General features: G+C 73.1%; 18 protein-coding genes. 10 read left to right on the top strand and 8 right to left on the bottom strand.

Going from position 1 to position 19,654, the window contains the following annotated elements:
* Positions 1-13: 13 nt before the first annotated feature.
* From HD597_RS38735 to HD597_RS38765, 7 genes are all read left to right on the top strand, one after another.
* Positions 14-1,450 carry an FAD-linked oxidase C-terminal domain-containing protein gene (locus tag HD597_RS38735; RefSeq protein WP_253759636.1) on the top strand — a complete coding sequence of 479 codons (1,437 nt, stop codon included), beginning with the start codon at positions 14-16 and terminating at the stop codon, positions 1,448-1,450.
* Positions 1,447-2,610: an FAD-binding oxidoreductase gene (locus HD597_RS38740; RefSeq protein WP_253749048.1), complete on the top strand. Its 1,164-nt coding sequence runs from the start codon at positions 1,447-1,449 to the stop codon at positions 2,608-2,610. Before HD597_RS38735 ends, HD597_RS38740 begins: the two co-directional genes overlap by 4 nt.
* Complete coding sequence (locus HD597_RS38745) at positions 2,610-3,812, top strand: (Fe-S)-binding protein (RefSeq protein ID WP_253749051.1); 1,203 nt, start codon at positions 2,610-2,612, stop codon at positions 3,810-3,812. The genes HD597_RS38740 and HD597_RS38745 overlap by 1 nt, the downstream gene beginning before the upstream one ends.
* Positions 3,809-4,549 (top strand): IclR family transcriptional regulator, encoded by a 741-nt coding sequence (locus tag HD597_RS38750; RefSeq protein ID WP_253749053.1) that lies wholly within the window; start codon positions 3,809-3,811, stop codon positions 4,547-4,549. Before HD597_RS38745 ends, HD597_RS38750 begins: the two co-directional genes overlap by 4 nt.
* A 17-nt stretch (positions 4,550-4,566) precedes the next feature.
* The gene (locus HD597_RS38755; protein WP_253749055.1) at positions 4,567-5,307 is read left to right on the top strand and encodes an IclR family transcriptional regulator; all 741 of its coding nucleotides are present in this window, start codon (positions 4,567-4,569) and stop codon (positions 5,305-5,307) included.
* A 4-nt stretch (positions 5,308-5,311) separates the two neighbouring features.
* The gene (locus HD597_RS38760; protein ID WP_253749057.1) at positions 5,312-5,524 is read left to right on the top strand and encodes a DUF2277 domain-containing protein; all 213 of its coding nucleotides are present in this window, start codon (positions 5,312-5,314) and stop codon (positions 5,522-5,524) included.
* 63 nt (positions 5,525-5,587) lie between these two features.
* Positions 5,588-7,492 (top strand): zinc metalloprotease, encoded by a 1,905-nt coding sequence (locus HD597_RS38765; protein ID WP_253749062.1) that lies wholly within the window; start codon positions 5,588-5,590, stop codon positions 7,490-7,492.
* A 9-nt stretch (positions 7,493-7,501) separates the two neighbouring features.
* Here HD597_RS38765 and HD597_RS38770 read toward each other — a convergent pair whose 3' ends face one another.
* Positions 7,502-7,927, bottom strand: a complete 426-nt coding sequence (locus HD597_RS38770) for a hypothetical protein (protein WP_253749064.1) — start codon at positions 7,925-7,927, stop codon at positions 7,502-7,504.
* A 93-nt stretch (positions 7,928-8,020) separates the two neighbouring features.
* Between HD597_RS38770 and HD597_RS38775 the strand changes: the two genes are divergently transcribed.
* The 3 genes from HD597_RS38775 to HD597_RS38785 are packed head-to-tail and all read left to right on the top strand — an operon-like array spanning position 8,021 to position 10,348.
* Complete coding sequence (locus tag HD597_RS38775) at positions 8,021-8,701, top strand: response regulator transcription factor (protein ID WP_253749066.1); 681 nt, start codon at positions 8,021-8,023, stop codon at positions 8,699-8,701.
* Positions 8,698-9,936 (top strand): sensor histidine kinase, encoded by a 1,239-nt coding sequence (locus HD597_RS65060; RefSeq protein WP_308210777.1) that lies wholly within the window; start codon positions 8,698-8,700, stop codon positions 9,934-9,936. Before HD597_RS38775 ends, HD597_RS65060 begins: the two co-directional genes overlap by 4 nt.
* A gap of 46 nt (positions 9,937-9,982) precedes the next feature.
* Positions 9,983-10,348: a PepSY domain-containing protein gene (locus HD597_RS38785; protein ID WP_253749068.1), complete on the top strand. Its 366-nt coding sequence runs from the start codon at positions 9,983-9,985 to the stop codon at positions 10,346-10,348.
* Positions 10,349-10,404: 56 nt separating this feature from the next.
* On the opposite strand, the gene HD597_RS38790 is transcribed toward HD597_RS38785, so the two are convergent.
* From HD597_RS38790 to HD597_RS38825, 7 genes are all read right to left on the bottom strand, one after another.
* On the bottom strand, positions 10,405-11,196 hold the full coding sequence (locus HD597_RS38790) for an endonuclease/exonuclease/phosphatase family protein (RefSeq protein ID WP_253749070.1): 792 nt from the start codon (positions 11,194-11,196) through the stop codon (positions 10,405-10,407).
* 33 nt (positions 11,197-11,229) lie between these two features.
* A complete protein-coding gene (locus tag HD597_RS38795; RefSeq protein ID WP_253749072.1) occupies positions 11,230-11,907 on the bottom strand; it encodes an HNH endonuclease family protein in 678 nt (225 codons plus the stop codon).
* 57 nt (positions 11,908-11,964) lie between these two features.
* Positions 11,965-15,036, bottom strand: a complete 3,072-nt coding sequence (locus HD597_RS38805; RefSeq protein ID WP_308210779.1) for a 2Fe-2S iron-sulfur cluster-binding protein — start codon at positions 15,034-15,036, stop codon at positions 11,965-11,967.
* Positions 15,033-15,275: a sarcosine oxidase subunit delta gene (locus HD597_RS38810; protein ID WP_253749074.1), complete on the bottom strand. Its 243-nt coding sequence runs from the start codon at positions 15,273-15,275 to the stop codon at positions 15,033-15,035. The genes HD597_RS38805 and HD597_RS38810 overlap by 4 nt, the downstream gene beginning before the upstream one ends.
* Positions 15,275-16,477 carry a sarcosine oxidase subunit beta family protein gene (locus HD597_RS38815; protein WP_253749076.1) on the bottom strand — a complete coding sequence of 401 codons (1,203 nt, stop codon included), beginning with the start codon at positions 16,475-16,477 and terminating at the stop codon, positions 15,275-15,277. The genes HD597_RS38810 and HD597_RS38815 overlap by 1 nt, the downstream gene beginning before the upstream one ends.
* Positions 16,474-18,924: a GcvT family protein gene (locus tag HD597_RS38820; RefSeq protein WP_253749078.1), complete on the bottom strand. Its 2,451-nt coding sequence runs from the start codon at positions 18,922-18,924 to the stop codon at positions 16,474-16,476. Before HD597_RS38820 ends, HD597_RS38815 begins: the two co-directional genes overlap by 4 nt.
* Positions 18,925-19,006: 82 nt before the next feature.
* Entirely contained in the window at positions 19,007-19,624 is a 618-nt protein-coding gene (locus tag HD597_RS38825) for a GNAT family N-acetyltransferase (protein WP_253749080.1), read from the bottom strand.
* Positions 19,625-19,654: the final 30 nt, after the last annotated feature.

The following is a 19,654-nucleotide window of genomic DNA, read 5'->3' on the forward strand; positions in this document are numbered from 1 at the left end:
GAATCGGATGATGATGGACACGCTCGTCGCGGCTCTGCGTTCGCTTCTGCCCGGCGACTCGGTGATCACCGACCCGGTGCGACTGCGCACGTACGAGTGCGACGGCCTCACCTACCACCGGGCGACCCCCGGCGTGGTCGTGCTGCCCGGTACGGCCGAGCAGGTCGCCCAGGTGGTACGGCTGTGCAACGAGCACGGCGTGCCGTTCGTGGCCAGGGGCTCGGGCACCGGCCTGTCGGGGGGCGCGCTCCCCCGCGAGGACGGCGTGCTGATCGTCACCTCCAGGATGCGCGCGATCCTGGAGATCGACCTGGCGAACCGCCGCGCGGTCGTGGAGCCCGGCGTGACCAACCTGGCCATCACCGAGGCCGTCCGCGACCGCGGCTACTACTACGCCCCCGACCCCTCCAGCCAGCAGGTCTGCTCGATCGGCGGCAACGTCGCGGAGAACTCCGGCGGCGCCCACTGCCTGAAGTACGGCTTCACCGTCAACCACGTGGAGGCGTGCGAGATCGTCACGCCGGACGGCGACCTGGTCACGCTCGACCGCATGGACCCGGGCTACGACCTGCTCGGCGCGTTCATCGGCTCGGAGGGCACGCTGGGCATCGCCACGAGGATCACGGTACGGCTGTGCCGCGCGCCCGAGGCCGTGACCACGGTGCTGGCCGCGTTCGAGAGCATCGAGCAGGGTGGGCAGGCCGTCTCGGCGATCATCGGCGCGGGCATCGTGCCGGCCGCGATCGAGATGATGGACGCGCTGGCCATCGAGGCGGCCGAGGCGGCGGTGGCCTGCTCCTACCCCGAGGGCGCCGGCGCGGTGCTGATCGTGGAGCTGGACGGGCCGGCCGCGGAGGTGGAGCGGCAGTTCGCCCAGCTCCGCGAGCTCTGCGCGAACGCGTTCGAGCTGCGCGTGGCGGCCGGTCCGGCCGAGCGGGCGGCGATCTGGAAGGGCCGCAAGTCGGCGTTCGCCGCCGTCGGGCGCATCAGCCCGGCCTACATCGTGCAGGACGGCGTGGTGCCGCGCACGTCGCTGCCCGCCGTGCTGGCCGCCATCGACCGGCTGTCGGCGGAGCACGGCATCAGGGTGGCCAACGTCTTCCACGCCGGTGACGGCAACCTGCATCCGCTGGTGCTGTTCGACGACGCGGAGCCGGGGGCGGGCGAGCGGGCCGAGGTGGTGTCGGGCGCGATCCTCGACCTGTGCATCGAGCACGGCGGCTCGATCACGGGCGAGCACGGGGTCGGCGTGGACAAGTCCAGATACATGCCGAAGATGTTCAGCGCGGACGACCTGGACACCATGCAGCTCGTCCGGTGCGCGTTCGACCCCCAGGGGCTGGCGAACCCGGGCAAGGTGTTCCCCACCCCGCGCCTGTGCGGCGAGGTGCCGGGCGTGCGCAAGGGCGTGCATCCGCTGGTCGAGTCGGGGAAGGCGGAGCAGTTTTGATCGAGGGGGTGACGGTCAGGCAGGCCGGCGAGGGTGACGCCGTCCGCGGCGTGACACCCCGCTGGGTGGCGCTGCCGGAGACCGTCGAGGAGATCGCGGCCGTGCTGCGCGCCTGCGCCGAGCGGGACCTGGCGGTCGTGCCGGCGGGCGGCGGCACGAAGCTGCACTGGGGCCCGCCGCCCGAGCGCTGCGACGTGCTGCTCGACCTGTGCTGCATGAACGAGATCCTGGAGCACGCCGCGGGCGACCTGGTGGTACGCGCGCAGGCCGGCGTCACCATGGACGCGCTGGCGGGCACGCTCGCGGACAAGGGGCAGGAGCTGGCGCTCGACGTGCCCTTCACCGAGGACACGACGGTCGGCGGCACGCTGGCCGCCGCGCTGCCCGGCCCGCGCTCCTTCCGCTACGGCACCGCCCGCGACCTGCTCATCGGCATCACCGTGGTGCTGCCCGACGGCACGATCGCCCGTTCCGGCGGCAAGGTGGTCAAGAACGTCGCGGGATACGACCTGGGCAAGCTCTTCACCGGCTCGTACGGCACGCTCGGTGTCATCGCGGAGGCCACCTTCCGCCTGCACCCGCTGCCCCCCGACCGCCGCTGGGTCGTCGCCGGGCTGGAGCGCGCCGAGGTGGCCCCGGTGGCGGCGGCGCTGGCGGCCTCGCAGGCCGAGCCGAGCGCCGTCGAGGTGGACTGGCCGGATCCGGACGGGCCGCTCACGCTGGCGGCGCTGGTGGAGGGCACGGCGGCCGAGGCCAGGGCCGCGACGTTGCGCGAGCTGATCGGCGGCGGCTCCCCGACCGCGGACCAGCCCTCCTGGTGGGGGCTGATCGAGCGGGACGAGGTGCTGATCGAGCTGCGGTTCCTCCCGGACGACACCGCGGCCGTGCTCGACGCCGTCGCCGGGACCGGGATGGCGCTGCGCGGCTCGGCCATGAGCGGGCGGGTGCTGCTGGAGGCGCGGCGGGAGCCCGCCGAGGACGAGCTGGCCGCCGCCCTGTCGCGGCTGCGCGAACGGGCGCGGGCGCACGTGCTCGCGGCCCCGTACGACGGGCTGGACCGGTGGGGGCGGGTGAGCGGCCTGCCGTTGATGCGGCGGGTCAAGGAACGGTTCGACCCGGGGCGCAGGATGTCTCCCGGCCGGTTCGTGGGAGGCATCTGATGGACCCGAAGCTGATCAACGACTGCGTGCACTGCGGGTTCTGCCTGCCGACCTGCCCCACGTACGCGCTGTGGGGCGAGGAGATGGACTCCCCGCGCGGCCGCATCCACCTGATGAAGCAGCACGTCGAGGGCACCCCGATCACGCCCGAGATGGCCGGCCACTTCGACGCCTGCCTGGGCTGCATGGCGTGCGTGACGGCCTGCCCGTCCGGGGTGAGGTACGACCGGCTGATCGAGCTGACCAGGGTCGAGGTGGAGCGGCAGCACGTGCGCGAGCCGCAGGACCGGGCGGTGCGCGGCATCGTGTTCAGCCTGTTCCCCTACCCGCGGCGGCTGCGGCTGCTGCGGCCGACGATGTGGCTGGCCGAGCGGATGGCGCCGTTCCTGGCCCGCGCGAACCCGAGCCTGGGCGCGATGGCCGCGCTGGCGCCGCGCGTGGAGCACCGGCAGCGCCTGCCGCGCCTGGTCAGGGCCAGGGGCGAGCGCAGGGCCACCGTGGGGATGCTCCTCGGGTGCGTGCAGCGGGAGTTCTTCCCGCAGGTCAACGCGGCCACGGCGCGGGTGCTGGCGCTGGAGGGCTGCGACGTGGTCGTCCCGCCCGAGCAGGGCTGCTGCGGGGCGCTCAGCGTGCATTCCGGGCGCGACGCGCAGGCCAGGCGGCTGGCGTCGCGGACGGTCAGGGCGTTCGAGCGGGCCGGGGTCGAGACCGTCGTGGTGAACGCGGCCGGGTGCGGCTCCTCCATGAAGGAGTACGCCGAGCTGCTGGGGCACGAGCCGCCGTTCCGCGTGGCGGACCTGTCGGAGTACCTGGCCGAGCTGGGCCCCGTGGCCAAGCGGCATCCGCTGCCGCTCACCGTCGCCTACCACGACGCCTGCCACCTGGCCCACGCCCAGGGCGTGCGGGCGCAGCCGCGCGAGCTGCTGAGCGCCATCCCCGAGCTGGAGCTGCGCGAGATCCCCGAGTCGGCCATCTGCTGCGGGTCGGCGGGCACGTACAACCTGCTGCAGCCCGGGGCGGCCCGCGACCTCGGCGACAGGAAGGCCGCGGCGGTCGGCACGACCGGCGCCGAGCTGCTGGTCTCCGCCAACCCCGGCTGCACGATGCAGATCGCCGCCGCCGTGCGGCGCGCCGGCGGCCGCATCAGGGTGGCGCACACGGCCGAGGTCATGGACGCCTCCCTGCGCGGGGTGACGCTGTGAGCGTCCAGTCCGTGGAGCGGGCGCTGGACGTGCTGGAGGCGCTGGCCGAGCATGGCGGCGAGGCGGGGCTGTCGGAGATCGCCGCCAGGACGGGGCTGCCGTACGGCACCATCCACCGGCTGCTGCAGACCCTGCTCGCCCGCGGCTACGTGCGCCAGGAGTCCGACCGGCGCTACGCCCTGGGCGGCGGCCTGGTACGGCTGGGCGGCATCGCGGAGAGCATGGTCGGGGTGTGGGCGCAGCCGTACCTGACCAAGATGGTCGAGCTGTCCGGCGAGACCGCCAACCTGGCCGTGCTCGAAGGCGACTTCGTCGTCTACGTGGCGCAGGTGCCCTCGCCGCGCAGGCTGCGGATGTTCGCCGAGGTCGGGCGGCGGGTGCTGCCGCACAGCACGGCGGTGGGCAAGGTGATGCTGGCCGGGCGGCCCGCCTCCGAGGCGGTCGCCGTGTTCGAGCGCACCGGCATGCCGCGCCGCACCCCCAACACGATCACCGACGTGTCCGACATGCTCGCCGAGCTGGGGCGGGTCAGGAGCCGCGGCTACGCCATGGACCTGGGCGAGGAGGAGCTGGGCGTGCACTGCCTGGCCGTGCCCGTGTGCGACGGCGACCGGGTGGTGGCCGCGATGTCGGTGTCCGGGCCGGCCGAACGGATCGACGCGCTCGACCGTGACGACCTGGCCGAGCGCATGCGGAAGATCGCGCTCGACTTCGGCGGTGAGCTGGCGCCGGGCTGAGGCTATTGTGTTGCGCCATGGGCAACAGCACGTCGGTTCAGTCCGTCGATCGTGCCATCGCGATCCTGGAGATCCTGGCGCGTGACGGGGCCACGCGAGTGACCGACCTGGCCGCCGCGCTCGACGTGCACAAGTCCACGGCGTTCCGGCTGCTGGCGGCGTTGGAGCAGGGCGGGCTGGTGGAGCAGACCGGCGAGCGCGGCCGTTACCGGCTCGGGTTCGGCGTCGTACGGCTGGCCGGGGCCGCCACCGCGCAGCTCGACCTGTCGCGCGAGAGCCGCCCGGTGTGCCTGCGGCTGGCGGAGGAGATCGGCGAGACCGTGAACATCGCGGTCGGGCGGGGCGGCGACGCGGTCAACGTCAGCCAGGTACGCGGCCCCGCGGCGATCAGCGGGCACAACTGGGTCGGGCAGCGCACGCCCGCCCACGCCACCTCCAGCGGCAAGGTGCTGCTGGCCCACGGCGTGCTGCAGCTCGGCCCCGAACTGGAGCGTTACACGCCGCACACCGTCACCACGGTCGAGGGGCTGCGCCTCGGCGAGATCAGGGAGCGCGGCTGGGCGGCCACGGTGGAGGAGCTGGAGGTCGGGCTGAACGCGGTGGCGGCGCCGATCAGGGGCGCCGACGGGTCGGTCGTGGCCGCGGTCAGCGCCTCGGGGCCCTCCTACCGGCTGACGCCCGACCGGCTGGCGGAGGTGGGCGCGGCGCTGGTGGCGGGCGCTCAGGAGATAAGCCAGCGCATCGGATATTACGGTTAGTGGCATGTGCAGAAGCATCAAGACCCTCCGCCCGCCGTACACCGAGAGCGTGACCGAGGACGACGTGCGGGCCGCGGCGTTGCAGTACGTCAGGAAGATCTCCGGCTTCCGCGCGCCCGCCGCGCACAACGCGGAGGCCTTCGACCGGGCCGTCGAGGCGATCACCAGGGCTTCGGAGGAACTGCTGGAGGCGCTCGAAGTTCGCGGGAGTCGTTGACAGGGCCTGTCCGTCGGAGAAGTCTCCCCGGTGTAACCCCCAGCGATCCCCCAGGGAGCTCCCATGATCAGCGGGTTGTACCAGGGACAGGACGGCGACTCCCGGCTGGAGCTGCGCGTCGACGTCGACGGCGCCAGGCCCATGGGCCGGGTGAGCGGCGACCTGTTCACGGTGGCCGGGGCGACCACCTCCTACGTCGGCTCGTTCGTGATCCATGCCCCCGCTGTGGAGGCGGGGCGGATGCGGGGGCGCGGGGACTTCACGTTCGCCACGCCGGTGCGCGACGTGAGCGTCACGATCACCGGGGAGTCCGGGACGGCCGCGGTCGCGGGGCGCACCTACCAGGTGTCGTTCGTCTCGCCGTACTTCCGCAGCGCGCTGCTGGAGCAGGACTCCGTGGTCGGGACGGCGCCGTTCGTGGCCTACCGCACCGGGTCGCTGCCCGGGCCGGCCGGGTCGCCGGCCAGGGAGCTGACCCTGGTGTCGGCGTACGCGGAGGCGGGCGTCGAGCTGACCCTGGCCGAGCCGGGGGTGATCCCGGTCGAGGGGTCGGGCACGGATGTGGCGTGGGACGACGCGGAGCTGCACCACGCCATGACGCGGCACTTCGGCGCGTTCGGGGACGCGGTGGCGTGGCGGCTGTGGCTGCTGGTGGCCAGCAAGCACGTGGGCGGCTACCGCGGGATCATGTTCGACTACAACGACGCGCACCAGCGACAGGGGGCCGCGGTCTTCTACGACGCGATCAAGGGTGACACGCCGCAGGCGCAGCGGGCGCAGTTACGGACGTACGTGCACGAGCTCGGCCACGCCTTCAACCTGCTCCACTCCTGGCAGAAGAACCTCGCCAGCCCGCCCCAGCCCCTCGGCCCGAACGGCGGCTTCGGCGACCTGTCGTGGATGAACTACGTGCAGAACTACCGCCCCGGCGGCGAGCAGGGCTACTGGGCCGCCTTCCCCTTCCAGTTCACCGACGCCGAGCTGGTCCACCTGCGCCACGGCTTCTACCGCGACGTCGCCATGGGCGCCAACGCCTTCGGCACCGGCGCCGCCGAGATCGACCCCTTCGAGCAGCCGGTCGAGGACCACTCGGGGCTGCGGCTGGAGGTGCGGGCCAAGGAGTCGTACGAGCTGGGCGAGCCCGTCGTGGTGGAGCTCAAGCTCGCCTGCACCGGCGAGCCGCGCACGACGCACGGCCACCTGCACCCCGACACGGAGTTCACCCAGGTCTCGATCACCCAGCCGGGCGGCAGGACCGTGTTGTACCGGCCGATGATGCGGCACTGCGTGGACACCTCCCCCGAGATCCGCCTGGACCCGGGCAACCCGGCCATCTACCGCAGCGCGTACCTCGGGCACGGCCGGGACGGCCACTACTTCCAGCTCCCCGGCGAGTACCAGCTGCGCGCCCAGTACATCGCCGCCGACGGCTCCCGCATCGTCTCGCCCGTCTGCCCGGTCAGGGTGCGTTTCCCGGTCACCCGCGACGACCACCTGGTGGCCGAGCTGATGCTGGGCGAGGACCAGGGCAAGCTGTTCTCGCTGATGGGCTCCGACTCGCCGGCGCTGCGCTCGGGCAACGAGGCGCTGGACGAGGTCATCGGCCGGTACGGCGACCACCCGCTGGCCGTCTACGCCCGCCTGGTCAAGGGGCTCAACGCGGAGCGGGAGTTCAAGGAGCTGACGCCCGGCAACCGGCTGCGCGTCCGCCCGCCGGACCCGAAGCAGGGCATCGAGCACCTCACCGCCGTCGCGCGTGACGCGAGCATCGACAACATCACCCTGAACCTCGCCATGCGGCGCCTGGCCAGGGCGGAGGCGCGGCAGGGGGACCTGGCGCGGGCGAACGCGGTGATGGACAAGATGGTCGCCACGTTCGAGGCCAAGGGGGTCAACGAGATCGTCCTGGGGCAGATCCGCCGCCAGGCGGAGCTGACCAAGTCGGCGCTCAGCGCCGAGGTCTCCTGATCCTCGTCCCTAGCCGCCGATGCGGGAGACCGGCGCGCCGCCGACGCAGGTGATCTTCAGTTCGAGCTCCTCGCCCTCGTCCGGCTCGAACTCGACCTTCGCCTCCCGTGCCGGGCCCGACTCGACCTCGTCCACCGAGTAGTCCTGGGCGGGGCTCCAGGAGCGCAGCGTGACCAGGCCGCCGGCGTCGCAGGAGGCGATCACCGTACCGCCCGCGCTGCGGATCAGCTTGCCCTGCGAGCTCGGCGACGGCGCGGCACTCGCCGTGGCGGCGGCGCGGGTGGTGGCGGTGGCCAGGGCCGCGCGGACGTCGTCGCGGTCGAGCACGTGGCTGTCGGTGCCGGTCAGGCCGTTGCCGAGCAGGCCGAGCACGGCCACCGCGGCGCCGGTGGCCGCGAGTGCGGTGACCACCCAGGCGACGACGAGCTTCTTCATGCCACTCAGATTTCCCCACGTACGGCTAAGGCCAGGTTAAGGCGACGCTAAGGCTGCCCGGAGCAGCGGCGATGACCGTCTACGTTTCTGTATATGGCGGACATCCTGCTCATCGAGGACGACGTGGCGATCCGTACGGCGCTGAGCCGCGGGCTGCGGGACCTCGGCCACGCCGTCTCCTCCTCCCCCACGGCGCTGGAGGGGCTGCGGCTGGCCGTCCAGGACCGGCCCGACCTGATCGTGCTCGATCTGGGGCTGCCCGATCTCGACGGGGTGGAGCTGCTGCGGATGTTGCGGGCGGTCAGCCGGGTGCCGGTCATCGTGGCCACGGCCCGCGACGGGGACGCCGAGATGGTGCCGGTGCTGGACGCGGGGGCCGACGACTACGTGGTCAAGCCGTACAGCGCGGCGCAGCTCGACGCGCGGGTGCGGGCCGTGCTGCGGCGGGTCGGCGGGGTGGCGCCCGAGGAGCCGCTGAAGGTGGGGGCGCTGCGGGTGGATCCGCGGGCGCGGACCGCCACGCTGGACGGGGCGGCGCTGGACCTGACGCCGCGCGAGTTCGACGTGCTGCACTACCTCGCCGCCCGGCCGGGCGAGGTGGTCACCAAGCGGGAGTTGCTGACCGAGGTGTGGCAGCTCCCCTACGGCGGCGCCGACAAGACGGTGGACGTGCACCTGTCGTGGCTGCGCAGGAAGCTGGGCGAGACGGCCGCCGAGCCGCGTTACCTGCACACGGTGCGCGGCGTGGGCGTGAAGCTGGTCGAGCCGTCGTGAGGCGGTGGCTGGCGCTGCTCGTCGCGGCCACGACGTCGCTGGTGCTGATCGCGTTGCTGGTGCCGATGGCGCTGCTGATCCGGGCGGTGGCCGAGAACGGGGCGATGAGCCGGGCCACGGCCGCGGCCGAGTCCGTGGCGGTCGCGGTGGGCACGCCCGACCTGGGGCTGGCGGTGGAGCAGGTGTCGCGGCCCGTGACGGTGTTCCTGCCGGAGGGGCGGACGCTCGGCGAGCAGGCCGCTCGGTCCGACGCCGTACGCCTGGCGGCCACCGGGCGCAGCGTCACCGCCGAGGCCCGCGGGGGCAGGGAGGTGCTGGTCTCGGCGCAGTCACCCGGAGGGACGGCCGTGATCAGGGTGTTCGTGCCGGACTCCGAGCTCATGCGGGGTGTCCGGGAGGCGTGGCTGGCGCTGGCGCTGCTCGGGATCGGGCTGGTGGCGCTGGGCATCGTGCTGGCCGACCGGCTGGCGCTGGCCGTGACGCGGCCGGTGGACGGGCTGGCGCGGGTCTCGCACCGGCTGGCCGGCGGCGACCTGACGGCCAGGGCCGAGCCCGGCGGGCCGCCCGAGGTGCGTTCCGTGGCGCTGGCGCTCAACCATCTGGCCGGGCGCATCGACGAGTTGCTGGCGGCCGAGCGGGAGTCCGTGGCCGACCTCTCGCACCGGCTGCGCACGCCCCTGACGGGCCTGCGGCTGGACGCCGAGTCGCTGCGCGACCCGGAGGAGGCGGCGCGGGTGCAGGCCCGGGTGGACGCGCTGGAGCGGGCCGTGAGCGCGATCATCACGGAGGCGCGGCGGCGCTCGGCCGGGCGCGACTCCTGCGACGCCTCGGCGGTGGTGCGCGAGCGGGTGCGCTTCTGGTCGGTGCTGGCCGAGGACCAGGGGCGGGAGGTGTCGGTCTCCGTGCCCGACGCCCCGCTGCAGGTCGCGGTGGGGGCCGAGGAGCTGGCGGCGTGCGTGGACGCGCTGCTCGGCAACGTCTTCGCGCACACCCCGGAGGGGGCCGCCATGGCGGTCCGGCTCCAGCCCCGCGCCAAGGGCGCCCTGCTGGCCGTGGAGGACGCGGGGCCTGGGTTCGACCCCGCCTTCCTGGAGCGGGGCAGCAGCGGGGGCGGCTCCACGGGGCTGGGCCTCGACATAGCCCGGCGCACCGCCGAGTCCGCGGGCGGCGGGCTGACCGTCTCCAGGCCGGCGCGGGGCGGCGCCCGTGTCGAGGTCACCTTCTCGTCGCCTTAACCGGCCTTTAGCGCCCGGTTACCGGGGATCGCGATTACGTGGAGCCATGCGAATCACCAAGAAGCTCATCGTTGCCGGAATCATCTCCCTCGCCGCGACCGGCGGCGCGGTCTACGCGACCGCCGCCTACGCCTCCGAGGCCGCCGAGACCGCCGCCCCCGCGGTCGCCCCCAAGGTCACGGCCGAACAGGCCATCGGGATCGCCCTCAAGGAGGTGCCGGGGTCCTGGGTCAGCGAGCTCGACTTCGACAGCCGCGGCCAGCAGGCCGACGCCTGGGAGCTGGAGCTGACCAAGGGCACCGAGCGGCACGAGGTGGACGTGGACGCCACCTCCGGCAAGGTCACCAAGCAGCAGGCCGACCAGGACGACGACGACCAGGACGACGACGGTGACGACGGCGACGACGACTGATCCCCGAACACGGTGACGATGCCGGCCCGCGGTCCGCGGGCCGGCCTTCTCACGTCCTAGCGCACCATTCTCATGACGAGCGGCCGGTGGTCGGACAGCGTGGACGAGAGCACGGACCCGCTGGTCGTCGTGACGCCTCGGGTGTAGACGTAGTCGATGCGGGCGTCGCCGAGGGTGGGCTTGTTGGCGTACCGGGCGCCGGTGTCGGCCCAGCCGGCGCTGACGAACCGCTTCGACAGCGCGTCCGTCGGCAGCGCGTTGAAGTCGCCGGTGAGGATCAGCCCCGTCCTGGTGCCGAAGTAGTCGAGCACCTTGGCGGCCTGCGCCTCGCGGCGGGCGATGGAGGTCTGCGACAGGCCGGGCGACAGGTGCGTGGTGAACACCCGGACCTGCGCGCCGCCGCCGAGGTCGAGCCTGGCCCCGGCCATGGAGCGGTTGACGGGGCAGGTGGCGAAGTCGGTGAGCTTGATCGTCACCCGCTCGACGATCCGGTACGAGGACAGGATCGCGTTGCCCGCCTTGCCCGGCTGCGGGTCGTCGCAGGGCCCCACGTCGTCGCCCGCGCCGAAGTGGGCGTTGTCCGTGATGTCCCAGCCCAGCTCGTCGGCGAGCAGGCGCACCTGGTCGGCGTCCGGTCTGCGGTGGATCTCCTGCAACGTGACGACGTTGGCGCCGCTGTCGCGGATGACGCGGGCCATGGCTTCGATGTCGGCGTCCTCGCCGTGGATGTTCCAGCTGAGCACCACGACACTGGCGGCTCGGGCCTGCGCCGGTGACGGCGAGGCGGTGACGGTGGCGGTGAGGAGGGCTAACGCTGCGATCGCTTGGCTGCGCCTGGTCACTCGCATGACCCGTGATCTTACGTGACGATCACGTGATGGTCAGCAGTTCTCCAGGATGCCTTCCATCGCCTGCTTCTCCGCCGACGTCACCCACACCCCGTACTTGGCCTTCACGTCGATCTGCTTGGCGATGTAGGTGCAGCGGTAGGACTTGCGGGGCGGCAGCCAGGTGGCGGCGTCGGAGTCGCTCTTCTGGCCGTTCAGCGGGCCGTCCACGGCCATGAGGTTCAGCGGGTCGTTGGCGAACTCCTTGCGCTTGGTGGCCGACCACTGCTGGGCGCCCTTCTGCCAGGCGTCCGAGAGCGGGATGAGGTGGTCGATCTGCACGTCGGTGCTGGTGTCCTGGCCGCGCTTGAACTCGATGGTCCTGCCGCTGTACGGGTCGTCCAGGGTGCCGGTCAGCACGATGCAGTCGTGGGTGCCGGACCTGAACGTCTCGTCCTTCAGGTCGCGCTTGAGGATGTCGTTGCGGGTGTCGCAACCGTTGCGGTCCACGTCCGCCCAGGCGGGGCCGAACTTGTCGCGCTCGAAGCCGGTCCGCGGGGCGCGGCCCTTGACGGCCAGCTTCTCCAGCTTCTTCTTCGCGTCGGAGATCGTGGCGGAGTCGGGTTTCGCCGCCCTGCCGTCGCCCCCCGACGACTGCGCCGCATCGAGCCCGCCGCAACCGGCCAGCACCGCCACCGTGGCCACCCCGGCCATGAACGCCCGCACCCGCACGCCCGCTCCCCAGACTTTTGTGTTTCCGTAAAGTCTAGGTAATGCCCAAATATGGACCTATATCGCGTCGATGGCGTCGATCAGCCACTCTGCGAGGTAGCGGGTGAAGGACGACCGCACGTAGACCCGCCAGGCGCCGGGGGCACGCCGCTCCAGGACGACCGCGGTCTTGCCGAGCAGGGTCTGGGCGTGGCCAGGGAAGACGTCCGGATGCAGGTCGAGGGGGCAGCCGGTGATCAGCACGTCCTCGGCCGCCGGGCCCGACAGCTCCAGGATCGTCCGCTGCCCCGAGACGTCCACCCAGCCCGGCCCCGCCGTCCCGATGTTCCCGGCCACCAGCCACCAGGACGGCCCCAAGCGCAGGCCCACGCCCGGGTCCGCGCCCCGCACCTCCCACATCGGCTCGAACGGCACCTCACGCAGCCGCACCCGCTCGCCGCCCGCCGCCTCGAACCGCGCCGCGAACGCGGCCGCCGGGCTCTCGGCGCGCGCCTCGAACCCGCCCAGGGTCCGTGCCCGGGTCAGCGGCTCGCCATCGCGGCGGGCGTTGTCCGGGTCGTGGAAGACCGGCTCCACGACGGTCATCGGGAGCGCCGCGTCCCCGGACACGGCGGTCAGCCGGTCGCCGGGCGCCACCTCCCTGGCCAGGGCCAGGCAGAACGTCCGGCCGAGCGCGGCGCTGCGATAGCTGGAGGTCACGTGACCGAGCATCGGCGGGCCCTGGCCCGCGGCCACGAGCTGGGCGCCCTCCTCCACCAGCGCCTCCGGGTCGTCGGGAAGCAGGCCGACGAGGCGCTTGCGGTCGCCTCCGGCGGTGTCGGGGCGGGCGTGCGAGCGCTTGCCCACGTAGTCGGGCTTGCGCCGGGAGACGATCCACGACATGCCCAGGTCCTGCGGGGTGACGGTCCCGTCGGTCTCCTGCCCGACGATCGCGAAGCCCTTCTCGGCTCGCAGCACGTGCATGGTCTCGGTCCCGTACGGCACCGCCCCCAGCTCCAGCACCGCCTCCCACAACGCCCGCCCGTAGGCCCACGGCACGTTCACCTCGTACGCCAGCTCCCCCGAGAAGCTGATCCTGAACACCCTCCCGGGCACCCCCAGCACGTCGGCCTCCGCGTACCGCATGAACGCCAGGTCGAGCGCCCCGGGCGCGACGGCCGCGATCACCTCCCTGGCGCGCGGCCCCGCCACCACCACGGTCGCCCAGTGGTCGGTGACCGAGGTGAACGACACGTCCATGCCGGGCCACTCCGTCTGGTGCCACTCCTCCAGCCAGTCGAGCACCGCGGCGGCGTTGCCCGTGGTCGTGGTCATGAGGAAGCGGTCCTCGGCGAGCCTGGTGGTGGTGCCGTCGTCGAGCACCATCCCGTCCGCCCCGCACATCAGGCCGTAGCGGCAGGCGCCGACGGCGAGCGTGGAGTACAGGTTCGTGTAGACGCGGTCGAGGAACGCCCCGGCGTCCGCGCCCCGGATGTCGATCTTGCCGAGGGTGGAGGCGTCCATGGCGGCCACGCCGGTGCGGGCCGCGCGGCACTCCCGCAGGACGGCCTCCTGCATCGGCTCGCCGTCCAGAGGGAAGTACCAGGGGCGTTTCCACTGGCCGACGTTCTCGAAGACCGCGCCCCTGGCCACGTGGGCGTCGTGCATGGCGGTGGTCCTGACGGGGTCGGACAGCTCGCCGCGGTCGCGTCCGGCGAGGGTGGCGAACGACACCGGCACGTACGGCGGGCGGAACGTGGTCGTGCCCACCTGGCCGGGCGCGGCGCCGAGGAGGGCGGACATGACGCCGGCGACCACCGCGCCCGAGGTCTTGCCCTGGTCGGCGCCGGTGCCGGCGGTGGTGTAGCGCTTGACGTGCTCGACCGAGCGCATCCCGGCCCCCGTGGCCCTGGCCAGGTCGGCCACGGTCACGTCCCGGTGCAGGTCGGCGAACGCGAGCTCTCCCTCGACCATCCACAGGCCGGCCGGCGGGCGCTGCGGCCGCTCGTCGCACTCGGGCACCCGCAGCCCATGCGCGCTGTGCCCGGCGGCCTCCGCTCCCGCCGCGTAGCCGTCGGCGATGGCCTCGCGGGTGCCGTACAGGCCCCTGCACGCCCCGGCCGAGCGCTCCGCCTGCGCGGAGACACCCGGGACGAAGGCCCGCAGCTCCTCGTCGAAGCGGACCCGGCCCTGGGACTGGCTGAACAGGTGCACCGCCGGGTTCCAGCCGCCCGCGACGGCCAGCAAATCGGCCTCGACGTGCCGCGAGCCCACCCGGACGCCGTCCAGCACGCCGTCCGCGTCGCCCGTCGTGCCGGTCACGACGTCGCCCGCCACGCGCGGGTCCACCACGGCGGCGATCTCCACCCCTGCCGCGGCCAGGTCCCGGGCCGCCTCGTACCCGGAGTCCGCGCACGCGAACACGACGGCCCGCCGCCACGGCGCGACCCCGTACCGGTTGGCGTAGGCGCGAGCGGCGGAGGCCAGCATCACGCCGGGCCGGTCGTTGCCGGGGAAGGCGACCGAGCGCTCGTGCGCCCCCGTCGCCAGCACCACCTCGCGCGCCCTGATGTGCCACAGCCTCTCGCCCCGCGCCCGGCGCTCCACGGCCACCACGTAGTTGTGGTCGTGGTAGCCGACGGCGGTCGTCCGGGTGAGCACCCGTCCCGGCAGGTCGAGCCCCGCCACCCAGGTGAGCGCGGGCTCGCCGTCGAGGAGCAGGCGCGCGTTGAGCAGGTCGCCGCCCAGCCGCGGCTGCTCGTCCACGAGGATCACCCGCGCGCCCGCCCGCCCCGCCGCCACCGCGGCGGCCAGCCCGGCGGGGCCGCCGCCGACCACGAGCACGTCGCAGTGCAGGTATCCCTTGTCGCAGCGCCGATCGTCCACGGCGTCGAGGTCCACGCGGCCCTTGCCGCGCAGGCTCCACGCCTCCAGCCCGTCGTGCAGCTCCACGACCGTGGCCGCCAGCATCGGGTCCGCGCCCACCCTGACCAGCGCGTTCGGCTCCTCGGGCCCGGCGGTGAAGACGCCGCGCGGCCGGCCCAGCGCCACGCTGCGGCCGACCACCCGCACGCCGTTGCGCAGCAGCGCCGCCGCCAGCGTGTCGCCCGGCTCGCCCCGCAGCTCGCGGCCGTCGAACGTGAACCTCATCGAGGGTCCCTCATCTCGTGGGTGACCGTGTGCCGCTCGACGGTGAACCAGGTCCGGCAGCCGTGCACGTGGAACCAGCGCTCGTGGAACCAGCCCTTGGGGTTGTCGCGCATGAAGACGTAGGCCGCCCACTCCTCGTCGGAGGTCTCGCCGGCCGGGTAGGAGACGCCGGCCTGGCCGCCGTAGTGGAACTCGTTCCCGTCGCGGGGGCCGCAGTGCGGGCAGTGCAGGAGCAGCATCAGTGCGCCACCGCCGCCGCACCGTGCTCGTCGATGAGCGCCCCCGTGGTGAACCTCTCCAGCGCGAACGGCTCCGCCAGCGGGTGCGGCCGTTCGTGGGCGATCGTGTCGGCGTACACCCAGCCGGAGCCCGGCGTGGCCTTGAAGCCGCCGGTGCCCCAGCCCGCGTTGACGTACAGGCCGTCCACGGGCGTGCGGCCGATGATCGGCGAGGCGTCGGGCGAGACGTCCACGATGCCGGCCCACGTCCGCAGCACCCGCACCCGGCTGAAGACCGGGAACAGCTCCAGCGCCGCCGCCATCTGCGCCTCGATCACGTGGGCGTCGCCCCGCTGGCCGTAGGAGTTGTACGCGTCGATGCCCGCCCCCATGACCAGCTCCCCCTTGTGCGCCTGGCTGACGTACACGTGGACGGCGTTCGACATGACCACGCAGCCGAGCACCGGCTCCAGCAGCTCCGACACCAGCGCCTGCAGCGGGTGCGACTGCAGCGGCAGACGGATCCCGGCCTGCGCGGCGAGCACCGAGGTGTGCCCGGCCGCGGCGAGCGCGACCTTTCCCGCGGCGATCCGGCCGCGCGAGGTCCGCACGGCGACGACCCGGTCGCGCAGCGTCTCGAAGCCGGTGACCTCGCAGCCCTGGATCAGGTCCACCCCGTACGCGTCGGCCCCGCGCGCCAGCGCCCAGGCCACGTGGTCGTGCTTGGCGATGCCGCCGCGCCGTTGCAGCGTGGCCCCCATGACGGGATGGCGGGCACTGCCCGAGACGTTGATGATCGGGCAGAACTTCTTGACCTCGTCGGGTTCGAGCCATTCGGCGTCCACGCCGTTGAGCCGGTTGGCGTTCACCCGGCGCCTGCCCTCGCGCACGTCGCCCAGGTTGTGCGCCAGGTTGAGCACGCCGCGCTGGCTGAACTGCAGGTCGTAGTCCAGCTCCGCGCTCAGCCCCTCCCAGAGTCTGAGGGAGTGCTCGTAGATCGCGGCGCTCTCGTCCCACAGGTAGTTGGAGCGGATGATCGTGGTGTTGCGGGCCATGTTGCCGCCGGCCAGCCAGCCGCGTTCCAGGACGGCCACGTTCGTGAGGCCGTGGTTCTTGGCCAGGTAGTAGGCGGTGGCCAGGCCGTGGCCGCCGCCGCCCACGATGACGACGTCGTAGGCGGGCTTGGGCTCGGGGTTGCGCCAGAGGAAGTCGGGGTGGGTCAACGCCTGATCTTCTCCATCCCGGGGTCGTACAGCGGCTCGGCGGCGACCTCCGCGGGCACGCGGCGGCCGAAGTAGGAGATGTCAACATGCGTCCCTGGCTCCGCCAGCTCGGCCGGCAGCCAGGCGTAGGCGATGGGGTACTGGACGGTGTGGCCGTAGGCGGCGCTGGTGACGTAGCCGACCGTGCGTCCGCCGTGCCTGACCGGCTCCTTGCCCATGACGACCTGGGTGCTGAGCAACGGCACCAGCCTGCGCGTGACGTCCTTCGACAGCGCGTCGCGCCCGATGAAGTCCTTGTCGTCCCTGACCGCGAAGCCCAGCCCCGCCTCGTACGGGTTGTGCTCGGTCGTCATGTCCACGCCCCAGAGCCGGTACCCCTTCTCCAGCCGCAGGCTGTTGAAGGCGGCCCGGCCCCCGGCGACCGCCGTCCCCGGCGCCCACAGCGTGTCCCACAGCTTGAGCCCCATGTCGGCCGTGGTGTAGAGCTCCCAGCCCAGCTCGCCCACGTACGAGACCCGCATCGCCAGCACCGGCACCTGACCGACATATCCGGACTTGCAGCCGAAGTAGCGGAAGTTCTCGTGCGACAGGTCCATGTCCGTCAGCCCCTGCACCAGTTCCCTGGCCCGCGGTCCCCACACCCCGACGCAGCACGTGCCCGGCGTCAGGTCGCGCACCCGCACCCCGCCGGGCGCGTGCCTGGTCAGCCAGTCGAGGTCGAGGTTGCCGTTCGCGCCGACCTGGAACGTGTCCTCCTCCAGCCGCGCCACCGTGAGGTCCGACCGGATGCCGCCGCCGGCGTCCAGCAGCAGCGTGTAGGTGACCGAGCCGGGCTTCCTGTCCACGTTGTTCGTGGTCATCCGCTGCAGGAACGCCGCCGATCCCGGCCCGCTGACCTCGATCCGCTTCAGCGGCGTCATGTCGAAGAGCGCCACGCCCTCCCTGGCCGCGTACGACTCGGCGGCGGCGATCGGCGACCAGTAGCGCCTCGCCCACTCGTCCCGCTGCGCCAGCCCGAGCAACGGCTCCGTGGCCGCGCCGCGCGCCTCCTCCGGGACGTCGGCGAAGGCGTCCCTGCGCCGCCGGACGAGCTCCTCCAGCAGCGGCGTGTTCGCCTCGAACCAGTGCGGCCGCTCCCACCCGGCCGACTCCAGGAAGAACGCGCCCAGCTCCCGCTGCCGCGGATGGAACGGGCTGGTCCGCAGCGGCCGGGGCGACTCCATCGGCTGCAGCGGATGGATGATGTCGTAGACCTCGACGAAGTTCTGCTTCCCGCGCTCCTCGATGAAGGCGGGTGAGAGCTGCGTGCGCTCGAACCGGTTCAGCTCGCACTCGTGCAGGTCGACGGCCGAGCGCCCGTCCACCAACACCTGGGCCAGCGCCCGCGCCACCCCGGCCGAGTGCGTCACCCACACGGCCTCGGCCAGCCAGAACCCGTCGAGATGCGGGGCCTCACCGATCAGCGGGAAGCCGTCGGGGGTGAAGGAGAAGATCCCGTTGATGCCGTCCTCGTACTTGGACTCGGCCAGCGCCGGCAGCAGCTCGACCGCGTCGCGCCAGGCGGGGTCGAAGTCCTCCTCGGTGAACGCCTGCACCGACGGCATCGTGGTGGACCGGGGGCCGATCTCGTCCTGGGCGACCGGCATGGGGCGGTGGGAGTAGGAGCCGATGCCGATGCGGTCGCCGTGCTGCCGGAAGTACAGGTCGCGGTCCTGGTGGCGCAGGATCGGGCCCTGCTCCCGCCGGCCCAGCGGCCCTGACTTGGCGTACTGGTGGGCCAGGGGCAACAGCGGCACGGTCAGCCCGGCCAGCTTCCCGATCGACGGCCCCCAGAACCCTGCCGCGCACACCACCACGTCCGCCGGGATCGTCCGGTACTCCCCCGACGTCACGACGGAGACCCCGGTGACCCGCCCGCCCCGCTGCTCGATCCCGACCACGGTGTGCCCGGGCAGGAGCCTGGCCCCGCGCTCGACGGCCCGCGCCGCCTGCGCCTGGCCGCAGGGCACCGCCGCCGCGAGCCCGTCGCCCGGCACGTGCAGCCCGCCGAGCACCCGGTCCTGGGCGAGCATCGGCCACAGCGCGGCGCACTGCCCGGCGTCGAGCAGCCGCGCCTCGACGCCCCACGACTCGGCCCAGCCGTGCTTGCGGTGCAGGTCGGTCCAGCGCTCCGGGGTGGTGGCCACCTCCAGCCCGCCCACCTGCCTGAAGCAGTCGCCGCCCAGCGCCGTGTACTTGGCCACGGTGTAGGCGGCGAACTCGGTCATCGTCTTGGACGGGTTCGTCTGGAAGACGAGGCCGGGGGCGTGGGAGCTGGAGCCTCCGGCGGCGAAGAGGGGGCCCTGGTCCACGACCGTGACGTCCGTCCACCCCCGCTCGGTGAGCTCGTCGGCGAGGGCGCAGCCCACGATCCCCGCTCCCACGATCACCAAACGAGGTCGGCTCATGGTGCCTCCGGTTGTTCCTTATTACGCAACACACACCGGACTACGCAACGACCATAGAGTCCAGGACCCGCCGGAACAAGAGCTACCGCACGGGCGAGGTGTCCCGTACGAGATACGTGACCACACCCGCGCCCGGCACGGCCAGCTCCTCGAACCCCAGCCGGTCGTAGAAGGCCCGCGCCGCCACGTTGCTGGTCAGCATGCTCAGGTGCAGCCCCGCGACCCCCGCCTCGCGCAGGCCGTCGACGAAGGCGCCCATGAGGCTGCGCCCCCAGCCCTTGCCCTGCCAGTCCGGCAGCAGGTCGATGTGCAGGTGCGCCGGGTGCCCCGCCAGCTCGGGCAGGATCATCCGCTCGGGGCGGTGGTGCAGCGCCAGCATCTCGTCGTCGCGCGTGACGGGCGGGCCGGCGGGCGCGGGCAGCGCCGCGCGCGGGATCCACTCCTCGCGGTAACGGCGCACGAACCGCCCGGTGTCGGCCGTGCCCACGATGTAGCCGACGGCGTTGCCCTGGCCGTCGTCCACCACGTGGGCGTGCTCGGGCTCGAGGATCACGTACGGGGCGGCGAACAGGTCGCCCATGAGCCGGTCGGAGGCGTACATGCCGCGGGCGTCGCCTCCGGCGTCGGCGGTGCGCACGCAGATGTCGTAGACGCTGTCCAGATCCCGGGGCTGGTACGAACGCACATAAGGGGAGATCATTCGCGACAAAGTACCAGTACGCTGAGCTTG

Origin of the sequence: Nonomuraea thailandensis, assembly GCF_024172165.1 — a bacterium.
Lineage (GTDB): Bacteria > Actinomycetota > Actinomycetes > Streptosporangiales > Streptosporangiaceae > Nonomuraea > Nonomuraea thailandensis.